The organism is Mycobacterium sp. pR1184, assembly GCF_041287235.1.
In the GTDB taxonomy this organism is placed as follows: Bacteria; Actinomycetota; Actinomycetes; order Mycobacteriales; family Mycobacteriaceae; genus Mycobacterium.
In genome coordinates this window covers 326,137-341,261 of the sequence record NZ_JBGGKR010000001.1, presented here as the reverse complement: position 1 = coordinate 341,261, position 15,125 = coordinate 326,137, and the positions used below count along the sequence as shown (strand labels likewise).

Annotated in this window: 20 protein-coding genes and 3 tRNA genes; 8 read left to right on the top strand and 15 right to left on the bottom strand. The window is 65.8% G+C overall.

The window, feature by feature from the left end:
- The first annotated feature begins 61 nt into the window (after positions 1 to 61).
- Together ACAG21_RS01760 and ACAG21_RS01755 are read left to right on the top strand one after the other, a co-directional pair.
- The gene (locus ACAG21_RS01760; RefSeq protein ID WP_370494334.1) at positions 62 to 760 is read left to right on the top strand and encodes a YciI family protein; all 699 of its coding nucleotides are present in this window, start codon (positions 62 to 64) and stop codon (positions 758 to 760) included.
- Between the two features lie 9 nt (positions 761 to 769).
- Positions 770 to 1,996: an RNA polymerase sigma factor gene (locus ACAG21_RS01755; protein WP_370494333.1), complete on the top strand. Its 1,227-nt coding sequence runs from the start codon at positions 770 to 772 to the stop codon at positions 1,994 to 1,996.
- Positions 1,997 to 2,133: 137 nt separating this feature from the next.
- Here the strand turns inward: ACAG21_RS01755 and rplA are convergent, their stop codons facing one another.
- The 12 genes from rplA to ACAG21_RS01695 form a co-directional block, all read right to left on the bottom strand.
- Positions 2,134 to 2,841 carry a 50S ribosomal protein L1 gene (rplA, locus tag ACAG21_RS01750; RefSeq protein WP_370494332.1) on the bottom strand — a complete coding sequence of 236 codons (708 nt, stop codon included), beginning with the start codon at positions 2,839 to 2,841 and terminating at the stop codon, positions 2,134 to 2,136.
- Positions 2,842 to 2,926: 85 nt separating this feature from the next.
- On the bottom strand, positions 2,927 to 3,355 hold the full coding sequence (rplK, locus tag ACAG21_RS01745; RefSeq protein ID WP_036466645.1) for a 50S ribosomal protein L11: 429 nt from the start codon (positions 3,353 to 3,355) through the stop codon (positions 2,927 to 2,929).
- A 61-nt stretch (positions 3,356 to 3,416) separates the two neighbouring features.
- On the bottom strand, positions 3,417 to 4,184 hold the full coding sequence (gene nusG / locus ACAG21_RS01740; RefSeq protein WP_370494331.1) for a transcription termination/antitermination protein NusG: 768 nt from the start codon (positions 4,182 to 4,184) through the stop codon (positions 3,417 to 3,419).
- A gap of 37 nt (positions 4,185 to 4,221) precedes the next feature.
- Positions 4,222 to 4,698: a preprotein translocase subunit SecE gene (gene secE, locus ACAG21_RS01735; RefSeq protein WP_370494329.1), complete on the bottom strand. Its 477-nt coding sequence runs from the start codon at positions 4,696 to 4,698 to the stop codon at positions 4,222 to 4,224.
- Between the two features lie 138 nt (positions 4,699 to 4,836).
- Positions 4,837 to 4,909 (bottom strand) — tRNA-Trp (locus tag ACAG21_RS01730).
- A 150-nt stretch (positions 4,910 to 5,059) separates the two neighbouring features.
- Positions 5,060 to 5,575 carry a (3R)-hydroxyacyl-ACP dehydratase subunit HadC gene (gene hadC / locus ACAG21_RS01725; RefSeq protein WP_096284675.1) on the bottom strand — a complete coding sequence of 172 codons (516 nt, stop codon included), beginning with the start codon at positions 5,573 to 5,575 and terminating at the stop codon, positions 5,060 to 5,062.
- 3 nt (positions 5,576 to 5,578) lie between these two features.
- On the bottom strand, positions 5,579 to 6,007 hold the full coding sequence (gene hadB, locus ACAG21_RS01720) for a (3R)-hydroxyacyl-ACP dehydratase subunit HadB (protein WP_096284673.1): 429 nt from the start codon (positions 6,005 to 6,007) through the stop codon (positions 5,579 to 5,581).
- Positions 5,994 to 6,446 (bottom strand): (3R)-hydroxyacyl-ACP dehydratase subunit HadA, encoded by a 453-nt coding sequence (hadA, locus tag ACAG21_RS01715; protein ID WP_370494536.1) that lies wholly within the window; start codon positions 6,444 to 6,446, stop codon positions 5,994 to 5,996. Before hadA ends, hadB begins: the two co-directional genes overlap by 14 nt.
- 77 nt (positions 6,447 to 6,523) lie before the next feature.
- Entirely contained in the window at positions 6,524 to 6,691 is a 168-nt protein-coding gene (rpmG, locus tag ACAG21_RS01710; RefSeq protein ID WP_066818100.1) for a 50S ribosomal protein L33, read from the bottom strand.
- A gap of 44 nt (positions 6,692 to 6,735) precedes the next feature.
- A tRNA-Met gene (locus ACAG21_RS01705) sits at positions 6,736 to 6,809 on the bottom strand.
- Positions 6,810 to 6,861: 52 nt separating this feature from the next.
- Positions 6,862 to 6,934: transfer RNA gene (locus tag ACAG21_RS01700), tRNA-Thr, on the bottom strand.
- Between the two features lie 86 nt (positions 6,935 to 7,020).
- Complete coding sequence (locus tag ACAG21_RS01695) at positions 7,021 to 7,227, bottom strand: type II toxin-antitoxin system VapB family antitoxin (protein WP_370494328.1); 207 nt, start codon at positions 7,225 to 7,227, stop codon at positions 7,021 to 7,023.
- Between the two features lie 112 nt (positions 7,228 to 7,339).
- Here ACAG21_RS01695 and ACAG21_RS01690 point away from each other — a divergent pair, with 112 nt between their 5' ends.
- The 3 genes from ACAG21_RS01690 (at position 7,340) to ACAG21_RS01680 (ending at position 9,705) form a co-directional block, all read left to right on the top strand.
- On the top strand, positions 7,340 to 8,062 hold the full coding sequence (locus ACAG21_RS01690) for an MBL fold metallo-hydrolase (RefSeq protein WP_370494327.1): 723 nt from the start codon (positions 7,340 to 7,342) through the stop codon (positions 8,060 to 8,062).
- 79 nt (positions 8,063 to 8,141) lie between these two features.
- Positions 8,142 to 8,984 (top strand): hypothetical protein, encoded by an 843-nt coding sequence (locus tag ACAG21_RS01685; protein ID WP_370494326.1) that lies wholly within the window; start codon positions 8,142 to 8,144, stop codon positions 8,982 to 8,984.
- A 25-nt stretch (positions 8,985 to 9,009) separates the two neighbouring features.
- Entirely contained in the window at positions 9,010 to 9,705 is a 696-nt protein-coding gene (locus tag ACAG21_RS01680; RefSeq protein WP_370494325.1) for a crotonase/enoyl-CoA hydratase family protein, read from the top strand.
- Positions 9,706 to 9,815: 110 nt separating this feature from the next.
- Here the strand turns inward: ACAG21_RS01680 and ACAG21_RS01675 are convergent, their stop codons facing one another.
- Complete coding sequence (locus ACAG21_RS01675; RefSeq protein ID WP_370494324.1) at positions 9,816 to 10,823, bottom strand: patatin-like phospholipase family protein; 1,008 nt, start codon at positions 10,821 to 10,823, stop codon at positions 9,816 to 9,818.
- A complete protein-coding gene (gene cynS / locus ACAG21_RS01670; RefSeq protein ID WP_370494323.1) occupies positions 10,823 to 11,293 on the bottom strand; it encodes a cyanase in 471 nt (156 codons plus the stop codon). The genes ACAG21_RS01675 and cynS overlap by 1 nt, the downstream gene beginning before the upstream one ends.
- 173 nt (positions 11,294 to 11,466) lie before the next feature.
- Between cynS and ACAG21_RS01665 the strand changes: the two genes are divergently transcribed.
- The 3 genes from ACAG21_RS01665 to ACAG21_RS01655 are packed head-to-tail and all read left to right on the top strand — an operon-like array spanning position 11,467 to position 14,345.
- On the top strand, positions 11,467 to 11,667 hold the full coding sequence (locus tag ACAG21_RS01665; RefSeq protein WP_090600183.1) for a ferredoxin: 201 nt from the start codon (positions 11,467 to 11,469) through the stop codon (positions 11,665 to 11,667).
- Between the two features lie 9 nt (positions 11,668 to 11,676).
- Complete coding sequence (locus tag ACAG21_RS01660) at positions 11,677 to 13,056, top strand: NAD(P)/FAD-dependent oxidoreductase (RefSeq protein ID WP_370494322.1); 1,380 nt, start codon at positions 11,677 to 11,679, stop codon at positions 13,054 to 13,056.
- Between the two features lie 14 nt (positions 13,057 to 13,070).
- Positions 13,071 to 14,345 (top strand): cytochrome P450, encoded by a 1,275-nt coding sequence (locus ACAG21_RS01655; RefSeq protein ID WP_370494321.1) that lies wholly within the window; start codon positions 13,071 to 13,073, stop codon positions 14,343 to 14,345.
- Here the strand turns inward: ACAG21_RS01655 and ACAG21_RS01650 are convergent, their stop codons facing one another.
- Positions 14,346 to 15,104 carry a class I SAM-dependent methyltransferase gene (locus ACAG21_RS01650; protein WP_370494535.1) on the bottom strand — a complete coding sequence of 253 codons (759 nt, stop codon included), beginning with the start codon at positions 15,102 to 15,104 and terminating at the stop codon, positions 14,346 to 14,348.
- Positions 15,105 to 15,125 lie beyond the last annotated feature (21 nt).

Here is a 15,125-nt window from a genome sequence, read left to right as displayed (position 1 = left end):
CGTTCGTCGGATGGGTAGAGAGTGGAGCACGAGGCTTCGCTCGCTATCGGAGGTGACGAACATGCAGTATTTCGCGCTGTTGATCAGCAAAGAGCAGGACCGCACACCCGAGGACCCGGCCACCGCGATGGCGGCGTGGCAGAGCTTCCACGCCAAAGCCGGCCCGGCGATCAAGTCCGGCGACGCGCTGGCCCCCGCGTCCGGCGCGGCCGTCATCACCGGCGGCCCGGACACCCGAGTGGTCACCGACGGCCCGTTCGCCGAGTCAGCCGAGGTGGCCTGCGGCTACTACGTGTTCGAAGCGGAAAATCTCGACGAAGCGCTGGCCTTGGCGCGCGACATCCCGCTCGCCACCTATGGGGCCGTCGAGGTGTGGCCCGCCGTCCATGCGCTGGAGCCGTCCCGCCCGCTCACCGGCAACGACTGGCTGGCGCTGCTGCTGGAACCGGCCGAGAAGGCACACACCCCCGGCACGCCGGAGTGGGACGCGGTGGCTGCCAAGCACGCGGATCTGCACGCGGCCGCCGGTGATCACATCGTGGGTGGCGCCGCGTTGCACGACCGGTCCACCGCGACGACCGTGCGGGTGCGCGACGGCGAGGTCCTGATCACCGACGGGCCCTATGTGGAGGGCGCCGAAATCGCCACCGGGATATACCTTTTGGGCGCGGCGGATCGCGACGAGGCTGTCAAGGTCGCGTCGATGATTCCCGCTTCGACGGTGCAGCTGCACCAGCTGGCTGGAATCTCGGGACTCTAACCGCCCGCAATGACCAACCTGGACGGCGTCTTCCGCCGGGAATGGGGTCCCGCCGTCGCCGCGCTCGCGCGCTGGTCCGGCGACCTCACCGTCGCCGAGGACGCCGTCCAGGAGGCCTGCGCCGAGGCGCTGCGCAGCTGGCCCCGCGACGGTGTGCCCGAGCGCCCCGGCGGGTGGCTGGTAACCGTTGCCCGCAACCGTGCCCGGGATCGGCTGCGACGCGAATCCGTCCGTCCCGGAAAGGAATTGGCGGCCTTCGTGGACGAGATCAGGGCACGCACCGAGCGCACCGATCCGCATCCGGTTCGCGACGACGAGCTGCGGATGATGTTCACCTGTGCCCATCCCGCGCTGGACCGGCAGTCGCAATTGGCGCTGACGCTGCGGCTGGTGTCCGGACTGACCGTCGCCGAGATCGCCCGGGCCCTGTTGCAGACGGACACCGCCGTCGGTCAACGAATCACGCGCGCCAAGAACAAGATTCGTCACGCCAACATCCCGCTGCGGGTACCGCCGGCACAGCTGCTACCCGAGCGGACTCCGCATGTGCTCGGCTGTATCTATTCGGTGTTCACCGAGGGATATTGGTCGACTGCGGGTTCGTCGGCGATCCGCGACGAACTGTGCGACGAGGGTGTCCGGTTAGCCGGCGAGTTGTGCGCGCTGATGCCGAACGAGCGCGAGGTCCACGCCTTGGCCGCGCTGACGCTGCTGCACGACTCGCGGCGAGCGACGCGCATCGACGGCAACGCGATGCTGGTGCCACTGGAAGACCAGGACCGCGGCAAGTGGGACCGCGGTCGCATCGCGCGCGGGCTGCACCGGTTGCGGCTGGCCGAGGATGCCCCACCTGCCGCGGGACCCTATCTGCCCCAGGCCGTGATCGCCGCGGTGCACGCCACGGCGCCGTCATGGGAGCAAACCGACTGGGTCACCATCTGCGCGGCCTACGACCGGCTACTGGAGTTGACGGGTTCGCCGGTGGCGCGCGCCAACCGCGCCATGGCGGTGGGCCTGCGCGACGGCCCCGAGGCCGGGCTTCGCGCGCTGGACGAGGCCGCGAATGATCCCCGGCTGACCCACTCGAATCTGGTCGCGACGGTAAGGGCCGACCTGCTGCGGCGCGCCGGACGGCCCGCCGAAGCACTCACCTGGTATCGAATCGCGTTGGACTCTAACGGTTCTGAGCCGGGGCGCGAATTCCTGCGGCGACGTATCGCCGAGTGCGGTGGGTAAACGCAACCGCCGTTACAGCCGCCCCACTGGCCCCCAAGGAGTTGCTCCATGCATTTTGCCCGCCTCCGAGCGACAAACGGCTGTCGCTATGAGGCGGGCAAAACGTCAGATCGTTCCAGAGCCCGGCGAGGCCGGGACTAAGCCTCGGCGAAGTTGCGGGTGATCGACGGGTCGACCGGAATGCCCGGGCCGGTGGTCGTCGACACGGTGATCTTCTTCAGGTAGCGGCCCTTCGACGACGACGGCTTGAGCCGCAGCACCTCGTCGATCGCGGCGCCGTAGTTTTCCGCGAGGTTCTTCTCGTCGAACGACGCCTTGCCGATCACGAAGTGCAGGTTGGCCTGCTTGTCGATGCGGAAGTTGATCTTTCCGCCCTTGATGTCGTTGACGGCCTTGGCGATGTCGGGCGTCACGGTGCCGGTCTTCGGGTTGGGCATCAGGCCGCGCGGGCCCAGGATCCGCGCGATGCGCCCGACCTTGGCCATCTGGTCCGGCGTGGCGATCGCGGCGTCGAAGTCGAGGAAACCGCCCTGGATCTTCTCGATCAGGTCGTCGCTCCCGACCACGTCGGCACCCGCGGCGGTGGCCTCTTCGGCCTTGTCGCCGACGGCGAACACCGCGACCCGGGCGGTCTTACCGGTGCCGTGCGGCAGGTTCACGGTGCCGCGGACCATCTGGTCGGCCTTGCGCGGGTCGACGCCGAGCCGGATCGCCACCTCGACGGTCGAGTCCTGCTTGGTCGACGCCGTCTCCTTGGCGAGCTTGGCGGCCTGCAGCGGGGTGTACAGGTTGTCGCGATCCACCTTCTCGGCGGCGGCGCGGTATGCCTTGCTGTTCTTGCTCATTGATCAATCCAATCTGGTGTTGGGGTCGTGGTTAATTCGGGCCGAAGCCAGCCCTCCCACGGGTGGAGCTGAGGGTTATGCAGACCTATTCGACGGTGATGCCCATCGACCGGGCGGTGCCGGCGATGATCTTGGCGGCAGCGTCGATGTCGTTGGCGTTGAGGTCGGTCTTCTTGGTCTCGGCGATCTCGCGGACCTGATCCCAGGTGACCTTGGCGACCTTGGTCTTGTGCGGCTCGGCCGAACCCTTGCCGACGCCGGCGGCCTTGAGCAGCAGCTTGGCGGCGGGCGGCGTCTTGAGCGCGAAAGTGAAGCTGCGGTCTTCGTAGACCGTGATCTCCACCGGGATCACGTTGCCGCGCTGGTTTTCCGTCGCGGCGTTGTATGCCTTGCAGAACTCCATGATGTTCACACCGTGCTGGCCGAGCGCGGGTCCCACCGGCGGCGCAGGGTTTGCCTGTCCCGCCACGATCTGGAGCTTGATCAGCCCAACGACCTTCTTCTTCGGGGCCATGAGATTTCGACGTTCCTTCCTGGTTTATGCATCCAGCCGTTCCCGCGAACGGGGTGGCTGGCTAGATCTTGGAGACTTGGGTAAAGGTCAGTTCCACCGGTGTTTCGCGGCCGAAGATCGACACCAACACCTTGAGCTTCTGCTGCTCGGCGTTGACCTCGTTGATCGTGGCCGGCAACGTCGCGAACGGCCCGTCCATGACCGTCACCGACTCGCCCACCTCGTAGTCGACCTCGACGACCGGGCGTTCCAGCCCACCGGCCTCGGTAGCGGCGGCGGCGGCGGTCGTACCACCCTTGACGGGCTTCTTCGCCGAACCCGGCGGCAGCAGGAACTTCACCACGTCGTCGAGCTTGAGAGCCGACGGACGCGATGTCGCGCCGACGAATCCTGTCACTCCGGGGGTGTTGCGCACCGCCGCCCACGAGTCGTCGGTCAAGTCCATGCGCACCAAGATGTAGCCCGGCAGCACCTTGCGGTTGACCTGCTTGCGCTGGCCGTTCTTGATCTCGGTGACCTCTTCGGTGGGTACCTCCACCTGGAAGATGTAGTCGCCGACGTCGAGGTTCTGCACCCGGGTTTCGAGGTTGGCCTTCACCTTGTTCTCGTATCCCGCGTAAGAGTGGATGACGTACCAGTCGCCGGGCTTGCTGCGCAGCTCCGCTTTCAGGGCGGCGGCTGGGTCGGCCTCGTCGGCCGACTCCGCGGGGGCTGCCGGGGCCTCGATGGCCGCGGGGTCCTCGGTGGTCTCAGGGGCCTCGACGACCTCGGCTGGTTCTTCTACGTCGACCGCTTCACCGGCGGACGTGTCACCGTCGAAGGTAGTCACGGTTTTCAGTCCTCTCTATCTCTTGCAAAAGCTCAGCTCAGCCGAACACCAGCAGCACGAGCTTGGTCAGGCCGAAATCAGTCAGGCCGACCAGCGCCACCATGAAGGCGAGGAACACCAGCACCACGGAGGTGTAGGTGAGCATTTGCTTGCGGTTGGGCCAGATCACCTTCCGCATCTCCGCAACCACCTGCTTGAGGTAGTTGTAGACGAAGACCAACGGGTTGGCCGTGCGGTCCCCGGGTTTCTTCGGCTTCTTGGCTTTCTTGTCGGCTCCGGCCTTCTTGGCCGGCGACTTCTCCTTGGAGTCCTCGGCCTCGTCCGATGACTCGACGTCGACGTCGTCGCCGGCATCGGCCACCCGCTGCCGGGACCGCTTGCCCGTCGGCCGTTGCGGACGCGCCGCAGGCTTGGTCACCACGGCCGTCCGACCGCCGCTGGTGCCGTCCTCGGTGTCGCCGCCGTCGCGTGCGGCGTCGTTGGCAGCAGGGACGTCGAGGCCCTCGTCGCTCACCGCATGCTCCTTTGTTCGCTAGCTATCGCGCGATTCGTCCCGCGCTGACCGGTTAGTGTCCAGCATGGCACGTTTCCCATTGTCCAACTCCTCCTCAGGCCGTTGGGGCCTGCATCGTCGTCGGACCTTCGCCGTTTGCAGGGGCGACAGGACTTGAACCTGCAACCTGCGGTTTTGGAGACCGCTGCTCTGCCAGTTGAGCTACGCCCCTTCGCGGTTGGCAGGCCAACCTGCGCTTACCTTCCGGGGCCTACATGACACGCGCGCTCTCCGTTCGGTGATCGCCGAACCTGTGGACAGCGCGCTGTAATGGGAAAACCCCGAGGTCCGAGTGTACATCGGCACGGGAGTCAGATACTAATTACGCGGTTCTGACGACCTGCCCGGATTCATGGTCCCATCTGAGCTTGACGGGATCGTCGTCGTTCGATTCTTCCCGGTACTGCCCCATCAACGTCGTGTAGGCCACCATCACGACCTCACCGTTGTCGTCGGTGCAGATGTTCTTGGTGACGACGATGTCGGCGCCGAATCGCTCGTTGACCGACTCGACGTCCATCCGCCCCCACAGTTTGTCGCCCGCCTGGATCGGCCTGTTGAAGACGAAGCGCTGCTCGACCTGGACGATCACCAAGCTCTCCATGCCCAGGTCGACGTGGCGGAAGAAATCCAGCTGCACGTACTTGGCGAAGATGGTGACGAGGGTCAGCGGCGCGAGGATCGAGTCGTAGCCGAGTTCGGCCGCCGCGGCCTCCTCGTAGAAGGCCGGGTGATCGTTCTTGATGGCCCGGGCGAACTCCCGAACCTGCTCGCGGCCCACCACGAAGTAGTCCGGATACCGCCAGATCATGCCGCGGATATCAGTCTTGAGCGCCATGGGTTACGCCAACTTGGCCGACGCGATTGCCCGTCCGAAGATCTTCTTACCGCCGGTGGTGGCGCTGATCGCGATGGTCACCGACTTGGTCTCCGGGTCAGCCGACTTCACCCGGCCACTGAATACCAGCTCGGCGCCCTTGCCGTCGTTGGGCACCGGCACCACGGCCGTGAACCGCACGTTGTACTCGGTGACGGCACCGGGGTCCCCGACCCACGACGTGACATAACCGCCGCCGATGCCCATCGTCAGCATGCCGTGCGCGATCGCGGTGTCCAGCCCGACGACCTTGGCGATCTCGTCATCCCAATGGATCGGGTTCAAATCCCCCGAAACCCCCGCGTAGTTCACCAGATCCTGGCGCGTGAGCGGGTAGGTCTTCTCCGGAAGCTGGTCGCCCACCTTCACCGAGCTGAACTCACGCAGTGGCATCAGAAAATCCCTCTTCTCCGTTCTCACCGGCACGGCCCGCCAGGGTCGTGTAGGTCTCCTGCACGATGTCACCGGCCTCGTCGGTGATGATGTTCTTGGTCACGACGATCTGGGTGCCGTGCGAGATGCGCATCGAATCGACGTACACGTCGCAGTAGAGCCGGTCGCCCGCCACCAGCGGCTTGAAGTACTTGAGCACCTGGTCGACCTGGACGATCTGCGCGTCGGTGACCGCGATGTTGGCGTGCTTGAAGAACGCCGACTGCGCCTGGTAGCCGAAGACACAGCAGAACGTCAACGGCGCCAGCAGCCCCTTGTAGCCGAGCTCGGCAGCGGCCTCCTCCTGGGAGAAGTAGGCATCGTTGTTCTGCACGGCGACCGCGTACTCGCGGATCTTTTCCCGCTCCACCTCGTAGTAGTCGGGATAGCGGTAATGCATCCCGACTAGATCTTTGGTCAACGGCACGGCTTCAAAACCTACCTAGTCAGTCTCAATAAACCATTCGTAGGTGGAGATTAGCGCGTCTCGCGGTGTGCCTGGTGCTTGCCGCAGTTCGGGCAGAACTTCTTCAGCTCCAGCCGGTCCGGGTCGTTTCGCCGGTTCTTCTTGGTGATGTAGTTGCGGTGCTTGCACACGTCGCAGGCCAAAGTGATCTTCGGCCGCACATCGGTACTGGAAGCCATTACGGTTCTCTCTCAAATCTCTCGAACTCTACGTTGTTGTGTTGTAGCGATGGCCGGACTCGAACCGGCGACCTAACGATTATGAGTCGTTCGCTCTAACCGACTGAGCTACATCGCCTCTGGCCACCCCATTTAGGGTTTGGGGCCGCCCGCCTGCTCGGCATCCGCCGAGCCCCCTAACGGAATCGAACCGTTGACCTTTTCCTTACCATGGAAACGCTCTACCGACTGAGCTAAGGGGGCCTGGAACCCGTAGCGAACAGTCTTGCCTCGGGCCTAAAAGAGGGTACAGCGCGACGCGCGACGGCACCAAACCACGCCGCGCACGCTCAGGCCTCGTCGCTGTTGCGCTTCGGCTGCCATGCGCTGAGGTCGCTGAATTCGTCGTAAATGTCGTCCTGGTCGCCCTGGGTATCCGAGTCGAGCAGCGTCCGCAGCGCGAGGTGGACGGCCTCGCGCGCATCGGCCACGTGATAGCGACGGATGGCCTCCTGGACCAGATCGTCGTCGATCTCCATCTCGACCTTCTTCAGCATGGACCAACAATACCCACGCAGCCCCGACCGAATCGTTCGGCGAAAAGCGTGGTTGACGGGCTGCGATGCGCCCGAAATGCCCGGTCGGTTCGCCGGGTCATAGGCTGATGCGGTGACAGCTTCGTCAGCGGACCGACTGTATTTCCGGCAACTGCTCTCCGGTCGCGATTTCGCCGCCGGCGACATGATGGCCGCCCAAATGCGCAATTTCGCGTATCTGATCGGCGACCGTCAGACCGGTGACTGCGTGGTGGTCGACCCCGCCTATGCCGCCGGCGAGCTGGTCGACGCGGCCGAGGCCGACGGCATGCACCTGTCCGGTGTACTGGTCACCCACCATCACCCGGACCACGTCGGCGGTTCGATGATGGGCTTCGAGCTCAACGGCCTGGCCGACCTCCTGGAGCGGACCAGTGTGCCGGTGCATGTGAATACCCACGAGGCGCTTTGGGTTTCGCGGGTTACCGGGATCGGTGTCGACGACCTGACCCCGCACGAGCACGGCGACAAGATCAGCATCGGCGCCATCGAGATCGAGCTGCTGCACACCCCGGGCCATACGCCGGGTAGCCAGTGCTTCCTGCTGGACGGCAGGTTGGTCGCCGGGGACACGCTCTTCCTGGACGGCTGCGGGCGGACCGACTTTCCCGGTGGGGACTCCGATGAGATGTATCGCAGCCTGCAGCAGCTGGCGGCGCTGCCCGGCGATCCGACCGTTTTTCCGGGGCACTGGTATTCCACCGACCCCAGCGCGTCGCTGGCCGAGGTCAAGCGTTCCAACTATGTGTATCGCGCCACCAACCTTGATCAGTGGCGAATGTTGATGGGCGGCTGAGTAATAGCCACGGTCATTGCGATTCGGCGGTCGGGCCAGCAGAATTTCGGGTGCACATCGCTGTGATATAAGCGGAGGGATGGATTCCATGGGGTGGATCCAGGGCAGCTGGCACGGGGTCACCGATGTTGGGTCCAGCACCTGGTTGGCGTGGGCGGCATGGGCGGCGATCGGGCTCGGTGTGATCGCCTTGATCTTCGCCAACCACCACATCAGCCGCAACCGCCGACTGGCCGCCGAGCAGACCCGTCCCCATGTGGGCATGCTGATGGAGCCGCACGCCGCGGACTGGCACGTGATCGAGCTGGTCGTCCGTAATTTCGGCCGTACCGCCGCCTATGACATCCGCTTTTCGTTCTCGAGTCCGCCGACGGTGGCCGAATATGAGAATTCCACCGACGGCTATGCCGAAGTCGTCGAACTGCAGCTGCCCAGCGAATTGCCGGTACTCGCGCCCGGCCAGGAGTGGCGGATGGTCTGGGATTCCGCACTCGACCGCGGCGAAATCGGCGGCGGCATCGAGTCTCGCTTCACCGGGAAGGTGATCTACTACGACCGGCCCGACAAGCCGCGCGGGTGGCGGTTCTGGGAGCGCGAGCGCCAGCCGCTGGAGACCAACGTAGTGCTGGACTGGGATGCCTTGCCGCCGGTGCAGCGCATCGAGTTGATGACCACGCACGACCTGGCCAAGCGGGAAAAGCAGAAACTGGAACTGCTACGCAGCCTGCTGACCTACTTCCACTACGCGAGCAAGGAAACGCGCGCCGACGTGTTCCGCACCGAGATCGAACGAATCAACAACGCAGTGGCCGAAACTCAGGATCGCTGGCGGGCCCGGCAGCTCGATGCACCCACCGATGTGGGCCTGCGCTGGGGCAACTCCCAAGACGACCTCGGTAAACACCGCGGCGAGCACGTCTGAGCGTCCACGTCCGAAGGAGCAACGCATGAGCGGTCCGGTCACCTACAGCCTCAACGACACCGTCGCGACCATCAGGATGGACGACGGCAAGGTCAACGCGCTGGGCCCGACCATGCAGGCGGCCATCAACGAGGCGATCGACCAGGCCGACCGCGACAACGTCGGCGCGTTGGTGCTCACCGGCAACGAGCGGGTGTTCAGCGGCGGATTCGACCTGAAGATCCTGACCTCCGGCGAAACGCAGCCCGCAATCGACATGCTCAGGGGCGGCTTCGAGCTGTCCTACCGGCTGCTGTCCTACCCCAAGCCGGTGGTGATCGCCTGCACCGGGCACGCCATCGCGATGGGCTCGTTCCTGTTGGCTTCCGGCGATCACCGGATCGCCGCCCACGCCTACAACATCCAGGCCAACGAGGTCAAGATCGGCATGACGATCCCCTATGCCGCGCTGGAGATCATGAAGCTGCGGCTGACGCATTCGGCGTATCAGCAGGCCACCGGGCTGGCCAAGACCTTCTTCGGTGAAACCGCTCTTGCCGCAGGCTTTGTCGACGAGATCGTGTTGCCCGAGATGGTGGTCAGCCGCGCCGAGGAAGCCGCGAAGGAATTCGCCGGCCTGCACCAACACGCGCACGCCGCAACGAAATTGCGCGCCCGCGCCGACACGCTCAAGGCGCTGCGCGCCGGAATCGACGGCATCGAAGCCGAATTCGGTTTGTAGGGAGGAGGCGATGCGATTGCCCGGGCAACCGCCTCCCCTCCTGTCGCCTCCTCCACCGCAGAGTGTGGCACCGCGACGACCGGTCGTCACTTCACCCTGAGACCACCGCGTCAGACGGCCCAACGGAACCGTTTGAGGTACGCCGCCCAGTCCCACGTCAGTAAGAACTCCTGCGCCGCCTGGTAGCCCTTCTGATACAGCGCCTCGAGACGATCCGCGCCGATATCGAAGTCAAGGACGCCCACGTCGGTCGATTCGACCGGAATCGCGCGGGCCGCGACCCACGGCTGGTTGAGGTGGGTCTGGTCGTGGCCGGTCAGCATCGTGGTGAGCAGGCTTTCCAGTAACGCCGTCTGCTCGAAAAGCCGCAGCGGTTTCAGCGCGGGCATCACCGCGCTGAAACCCTCGTTAAGCCGGGGCAAGACCGTGACCCCGAATGTCGGCCAGCGCGGCACTTTTCCGTCGAAGCGGTCGAACGTGTCGATCGGAAAGTTCGACAGCACGCCGCCGTCGACGAGCGTGGACGTTGTTCCGGTGACGCTGCGCAGCTTGACCGGGGGGTAAAAGAACGGGATCGCCATCGACGCGCGCACGGCGTCGGCGACCAGCTGCTCGTTCGGGTCCAGCCCGTAGAGCCGCCGGTAGTCCCAGGGCAGCCGCACCAACTGCGCCGCGGTCACGTCAGCGACGGTAACGACCAGCTTGTGACGCGGCCGCTCGGGCATCGTGCGCTCGTCGAGGAGCAGATCTCCGAAGTAGGTGACGCCCAGGTTCTTCAGCTCGCCCCGAATCCAGTCGTAGGCGGCGTCCCCGCGAAACATGCTGGTGTCCCTGACAAGTCCCCATGCAGCTCCGAGAATCGGGACGGGTCCCGCGTCGCGCCACTTGCTCAGCGGCGCCGACAGTGCGAGCTCTTTGACCTCTTCGCTCGTCAGTTGGTCGCCCGTGGACGCGGCCGCCAGAATCGCACCGACCACCGATCCGGCCGACACGCCCGACACCCGCGGGAACGTATAGCCCGCGTCCATCAGGGCAACGATGGCGCCCACCAGACCGATGAACTTGACGCCGCCGCCGGACAGAACGAGATCAGCCGATTTCGACTGCCGGCCCGCCATCACTGGTCCTGCGCCGAAACCCAGTCGTAGGCAAGGTATTTGCCGTCGAAAGTCACGACGACACGATCGCCGGCGGGGTGCGGCTTACGCTGCAGGTCGACGCTGAAGTTGATCGCGCTCATGATGCCGTCGCCGAACTGCTCATGGATGACCTCCTTGATGGCACCGCCGTACACCTGAAGCGCTTCGTAGAACCGGTAGATGGTGGGGTCGGTCGGCACTGCGCCGTTTGCGAAGGCGCCCTGTCCCCCGCGCAGCGGCGGCGCGGCCAGCACCGGTACCGCCGACTCCTCGAGATCGAGCATCTCGACCAGCACCTTGCCCAGCTCCGGCGGAATCGGATGCTGGCCGAGCAGCGCCGACGTGGTCCACAGCAGCGGCCGGTCGATCGCGTCGGCCAGCTCCTGCCACGTGAGGCCCTTTGTCAGGCGGGCAACGACGATCTGTTCGGTGATCTCGTTTCTGTTCATGAACCCAGCATGCCCTAGCCGTCCTGTCGCCACGACCCGCGAAGAAGACTTCATAGCGCAGCGATATGCGACGCGTCCCGGCGAAAGGGTTACGCAAACACCGTGATTGGCCTCACCTGGGAGAGGTACGCTGCCAGGCGTCGGATCTTGGGCCCCGGGGGATCGGAGGCGCTATGCGGATCGTTGTCGACCTCAACCGTTGTCTGGGGTACGCGCACTGCGTACCGCTGGCCCCGGAGGTGCTCAAGCTCAACGGGGAAGAGGCCCTCAGCTACGACCCCAACCCCGACGACGATCAGCGCCTGCGGGTGCTGCGGGCGGCGGCCGCCTGCCCGGTGCAGGCAATCATCGTCGACAAGCTCGACGGGCAGTAGTGGCCTGCCGTGAATCCGAACGGGTTCAAGGACAACGGGCGCATCGTCATCGTCGGCGCCTCACTGGCCGGGCTGCGTGCCGCCGAAGCGCTGCGCGAAGAGGGTTTTCGGGGTGAGCTGACCATCGTCGGCGACGAGCCGGACGAACCCTATGACCGGCCGCCGTTGTCCAAGCAGGTCCTCAAGGGCTGGGTGGCTGCCGATCACACCAAGCTGCCGCGGCTGCGTGCGGTGGATGCACACTGGCGCCTCGGGGTGGCCGCGACCGGCCTGGACCGGGCCAACCAGGTGGTCCGCCTTGCCGACGGCAGCGAGATATCGGGTGACAGTCTGCTGATCGCCACGGGTGTGCGGTCGCGGCGATGGCCCAACCCGGATGAGGCCGCGCTGCAAGGCGTCTACACGCTGCGCACCCGGGCCGACGCCGCCCGGTTGCAGGCCGCGTTGGCCGCCCGTCCGCGCCGGGTGCTGATCATCGGTTCGGGGTTCATCGGATCGGAGGCCGCTTCGGTCTGCCGCGAGCTCGGCCTGGAGGTCACGGTCACCGAGCGGGGTCCGGCGCCGCTCAGCGGTCCGCTGGGCGGTGTGATCGGCGCGATCGCTGCCGAGATGCAGCGCGACGCCGGGGTGGATCTGCGCACCGGGGTGTCGGCGCTCGCGCTGGACGGGGATGCCGAAGGGCGGGTACGGCGCGCCCGGCTCTCCGACGGCAGCACACTCGATGTCGACGTGGTGCTGACGTCGCTGGGCTCGATTCGCAATGTCGAGTGGCTCGAGGGCGCGGGGTTGGCGGCCGGGTTCTGGGGGGTGGGGTGCGACGCCGGGTGCCGCGCGTTCGATATCAACGCCGTGGTGACCAACCGCATCTTCGTGGCCGGCGACATCGCCCGGGCTCCGCATGTCCTTTACGACTATGAGTTCCTGGCGATGGAGCATTGGGACAACGCCGTGCTGGGCGCGCGGGTCGCGGCACACAACATGGTCTGCGACGAGGTCGATCGCTGGGCGCACCTGCTGGTCCCGCAATTCTGGTCGGCCCAATTCGGCGTCAACATCAAATCCGTCGGCGTGCCGTCCTTCGGCGACGAGATCGTCTTCACCCAGGGCTCGGTCAGAGCGCGCCGGTTTGCCGCGGCCTACGGCCGTCGCGGGCGCATCGTCGGCGCGGTCACCTTCAACCACGCGAAGTGGATCGACTTCTACCGCGACCAGATCGCGCGTTCGGGACCCTTCCCGCCGCATCCGCCGGGTTTCGACTTCCCGGAGAACATGCGCGTGATGCCGGCCGACTTTCCCGCGCGCGGCGTGCCGACCGAGACCCCCGACGTGGTGTTGACCGGACACGACCCCAGCGAACGGCGCGCGGAATTCCGGCCCCGGCACCGATGAGTGAGGACCTGCGCATGACGCCCGAGGAAGCATTCGACGCCGCGATGCGGCACGAAAACCGTGCGAATCCCTATCCGTACTTCGACGAGCTGCGCAAGACGCCGGTGGCGCGGGTGACCAATGGCATCTACGCGGTCACCGGGTACGAGGAGCTGATGGCGCTGGCCCACGACCCGCGGGTGAGTTCCGACCTGCGCAAGGGACGCCCGGCGCCCGTCGCCCGCAATCGGCTGGGCGCCGACGAGATGGCCTCCGAAATCACCGGGGCCTACGGCCGGGAGCCGAGCTTCATCGCGCAGGACCCGCCCGACCATGACCGGGCGCGCCGCCAGTGCATGCGATTCTTCGGGCCACCCGCCTCGCCGGACCTGATCCCGGACCAAGAGCCGTTTTGCCAACAACTCGTCAACGACATGCTCGACAAGGCAACGGTTAAGACCCGGATGGACGTGGTCGACGAGTTCGCTTATCCATTGCCGGTCAATGTGATCTGCCGCATCATGGGCATACCCGTCGAGGACGAGCCACAGTTTCACGCGTGGGTCACCGACATCGCTTCCGGCATCTTCGATCTGGGCCCCGACATTCAAACCGAGGAGGGTCAGGCCCGGCGCGCCAAGGGCGAGGCCGCCGACACCGAACTCAACGCCTACATCGTCGGGCTGGTCGAGAAGGCCGCGAAGTCGCCTGGGCCGGGGATGATTTCGCAGTTGGTTCACGATGACGGACCCGATGGCCAGATGTCGACGAGTGCGATCGTCAACAACACCATCCTGTTGTTCGTCGCCGGTCACGACTCAACGGTCAATCTGATCTCGCATTGCATTCTCACCGTGCTGCGCAACCCGTGGTCGATCGAATTACTCTGCAACAAGCCGGAATTGATCCCCAGTGCCATCGAAGAAGTGCTGCGACTGCAATCGTCGGTGCAATTCTTCCCGACCCGTTCGGCGCTGGCCGACATCGACATCGCCGGCATGACGATCCCTAAAGGTGCGCCCATCTATCTCATGTACGGTGCCGCCAACCGGGACCCGCGCCGCTTCGCGGACCCCAACACGTTCGACCCGCAGCGGGCCGACAACGAGCACGTGGGTTGGGGCCGCGGCATTCACGTGTGTTTCGGTGGCCCGCTGGCCCGGCTGGAGGTCAACACCGCGTTCGAGGCTTTCCTGCGCCGGGTGAAAGGTCCACGGCTGGTTGAAGATCCACCGCCGTACCGGATCAGCCAGGTGTTCCGCGGCCCACGGCATCTGCTCGTCGACTACGACGAGATCCTGAGCCGCTAGTCAGCCCGGCTTGGTCGCGGTGACCACGCGCGTCGCGAACCAGGGGCCGCCGTACCACATCCGCCATCCGAGATTGCGCCGCCGCACGTCGTGCCAGCCCAGTCGACGCAGGTAGCCGGCGTGGCGGTTCGTTTCCCACAGATCGGCGATCGCGAGCCGCCCACCCGGACGCAGCACCCGAACCGCTTCTTGCAGCGCCTTTCGCCGGCCCTCGTGGGTCGCAATGTTGTGGATGGCCAAACTACTGACGATCGCGTCGACACTCTCGTCGGCCAACGGCAGCGCGGTCATGTCGGCGGTCTGCACCTCGACGCGGTCGGCGACGCTTTCCAGATCCGCGTTGGACAGCGTGGACTGCTGCGAGTTCTTGGTCTGGTCCGCGCGCCACAGGTCGACGCCTATCGCACGGCCCCGCGGCACCCGCTTGGCCGCGGCCAGCAACACCGCGCCGCGCCCGCAGCCGAGATCGAGCACGGTTTCATCGCCTTGCAGCTCCAACTCGTCGAGGATCCGCTCCCACACCACGAACTTGCCGCTCCTGGTGGCGTAGATATACGACGCTGCCGTCGCGAGAACCTCAAGGGCCGAGGCCGCGCCGAGTACCGCCGCCAGCCGGTTACGGCGGGCCAGGGCGACTCCGGCGCCCGCGAACAGGGCGGCCGAGATACCGACCACCCCGGCCACCTGCGCTACCGGTGAGACGTTGCGAAAAGACCCGTCGTATCCGTATTCACCCCGGTGCCGGCCCGCCAGCTCCATGTCCGCTGCCACGATGCCCGC

Bases quoted from the DNA above. Each gene is read 5' to 3' on its own strand.
- ACAG21_RS01685 (WP_370494326.1), top strand. From the start codon at position 8,142: ATGGATTCCATGGGGTGGATCCAGGGCAGCTGGCACGGGGTCACCGAT.
- ACAG21_RS01695 (WP_370494328.1), bottom strand. From the start codon at position 7,227: ATGCTGAAGAAGGTCGAGATGGAGATCGACGACGATCTGGTCCAGGAG.
- ACAG21_RS01755 (WP_370494333.1), top strand. From the start codon at position 770: ATGACCAACCTGGACGGCGTCTTCCGCCGGGAATGGGGTCCCGCCGTC.
- rplA (WP_370494332.1), bottom strand. From the start codon at position 2,841: ATGAGCAAGAACAGCAAGGCATACCGCGCCGCCGCCGAGAAGGTGGAT.
- ACAG21_RS01675 (WP_370494324.1), bottom strand. From the start codon at position 10,823: ATGGCGGGCCGGCAGTCGAAATCGGCTGATCTCGTTCTGTCCGGCGGC.
- hadC (WP_096284675.1), bottom strand. From the start codon at position 5,575: ATGGCGCTCAAGACTGATATCCGCGGCATGATCTGGCGGTATCCGGAC.
- hadA (WP_370494536.1), bottom strand. From the start codon at position 6,446: ATGCATTACCGCTATCCCGACTACTACGAGGTGGAGCGGGAAAAGATC.
- rplK (WP_036466645.1), bottom strand. From the start codon at position 3,355: ATGGCCCCGAAGAAGAAGGTCGTTGGGCTGATCAAGCTCCAGATCGTG.
- rpmG (WP_066818100.1), bottom strand. From the start codon at position 6,691: ATGGCTTCCAGTACCGATGTGCGGCCGAAGATCACTTTGGCCTGCGAC.
- ACAG21_RS01680 (WP_370494325.1), top strand. From the start codon at position 9,010: ATGAGCGGTCCGGTCACCTACAGCCTCAACGACACCGTCGCGACCATC.
- hadB (WP_096284673.1), bottom strand. From the start codon at position 6,007: ATGCCACTGCGTGAGTTCAGCTCGGTGAAGGTGGGCGACCAGCTTCCG.
- ACAG21_RS01650 (WP_370494535.1), bottom strand. From the start codon at position 15,104: ATGGAGCTGGCGGGCCGGCACCGGGGTGAATACGGATACGACGGGTCT.
- ACAG21_RS01760 (WP_370494334.1), top strand. From the start codon at position 62: ATGCAGTATTTCGCGCTGTTGATCAGCAAAGAGCAGGACCGCACACCC.
- ACAG21_RS01665 (WP_090600183.1), top strand. From the start codon at position 11,467: ATGCGGATCGTTGTCGACCTCAACCGTTGTCTGGGGTACGCGCACTGC.
- cynS (WP_370494323.1), bottom strand. From the start codon at position 11,293: ATGAACAGAAACGAGATCACCGAACAGATCGTCGTTGCCCGCCTGACA.
- ACAG21_RS01655 (WP_370494321.1), top strand. From the start codon at position 13,071: ATGACGCCCGAGGAAGCATTCGACGCCGCGATGCGGCACGAAAACCGT.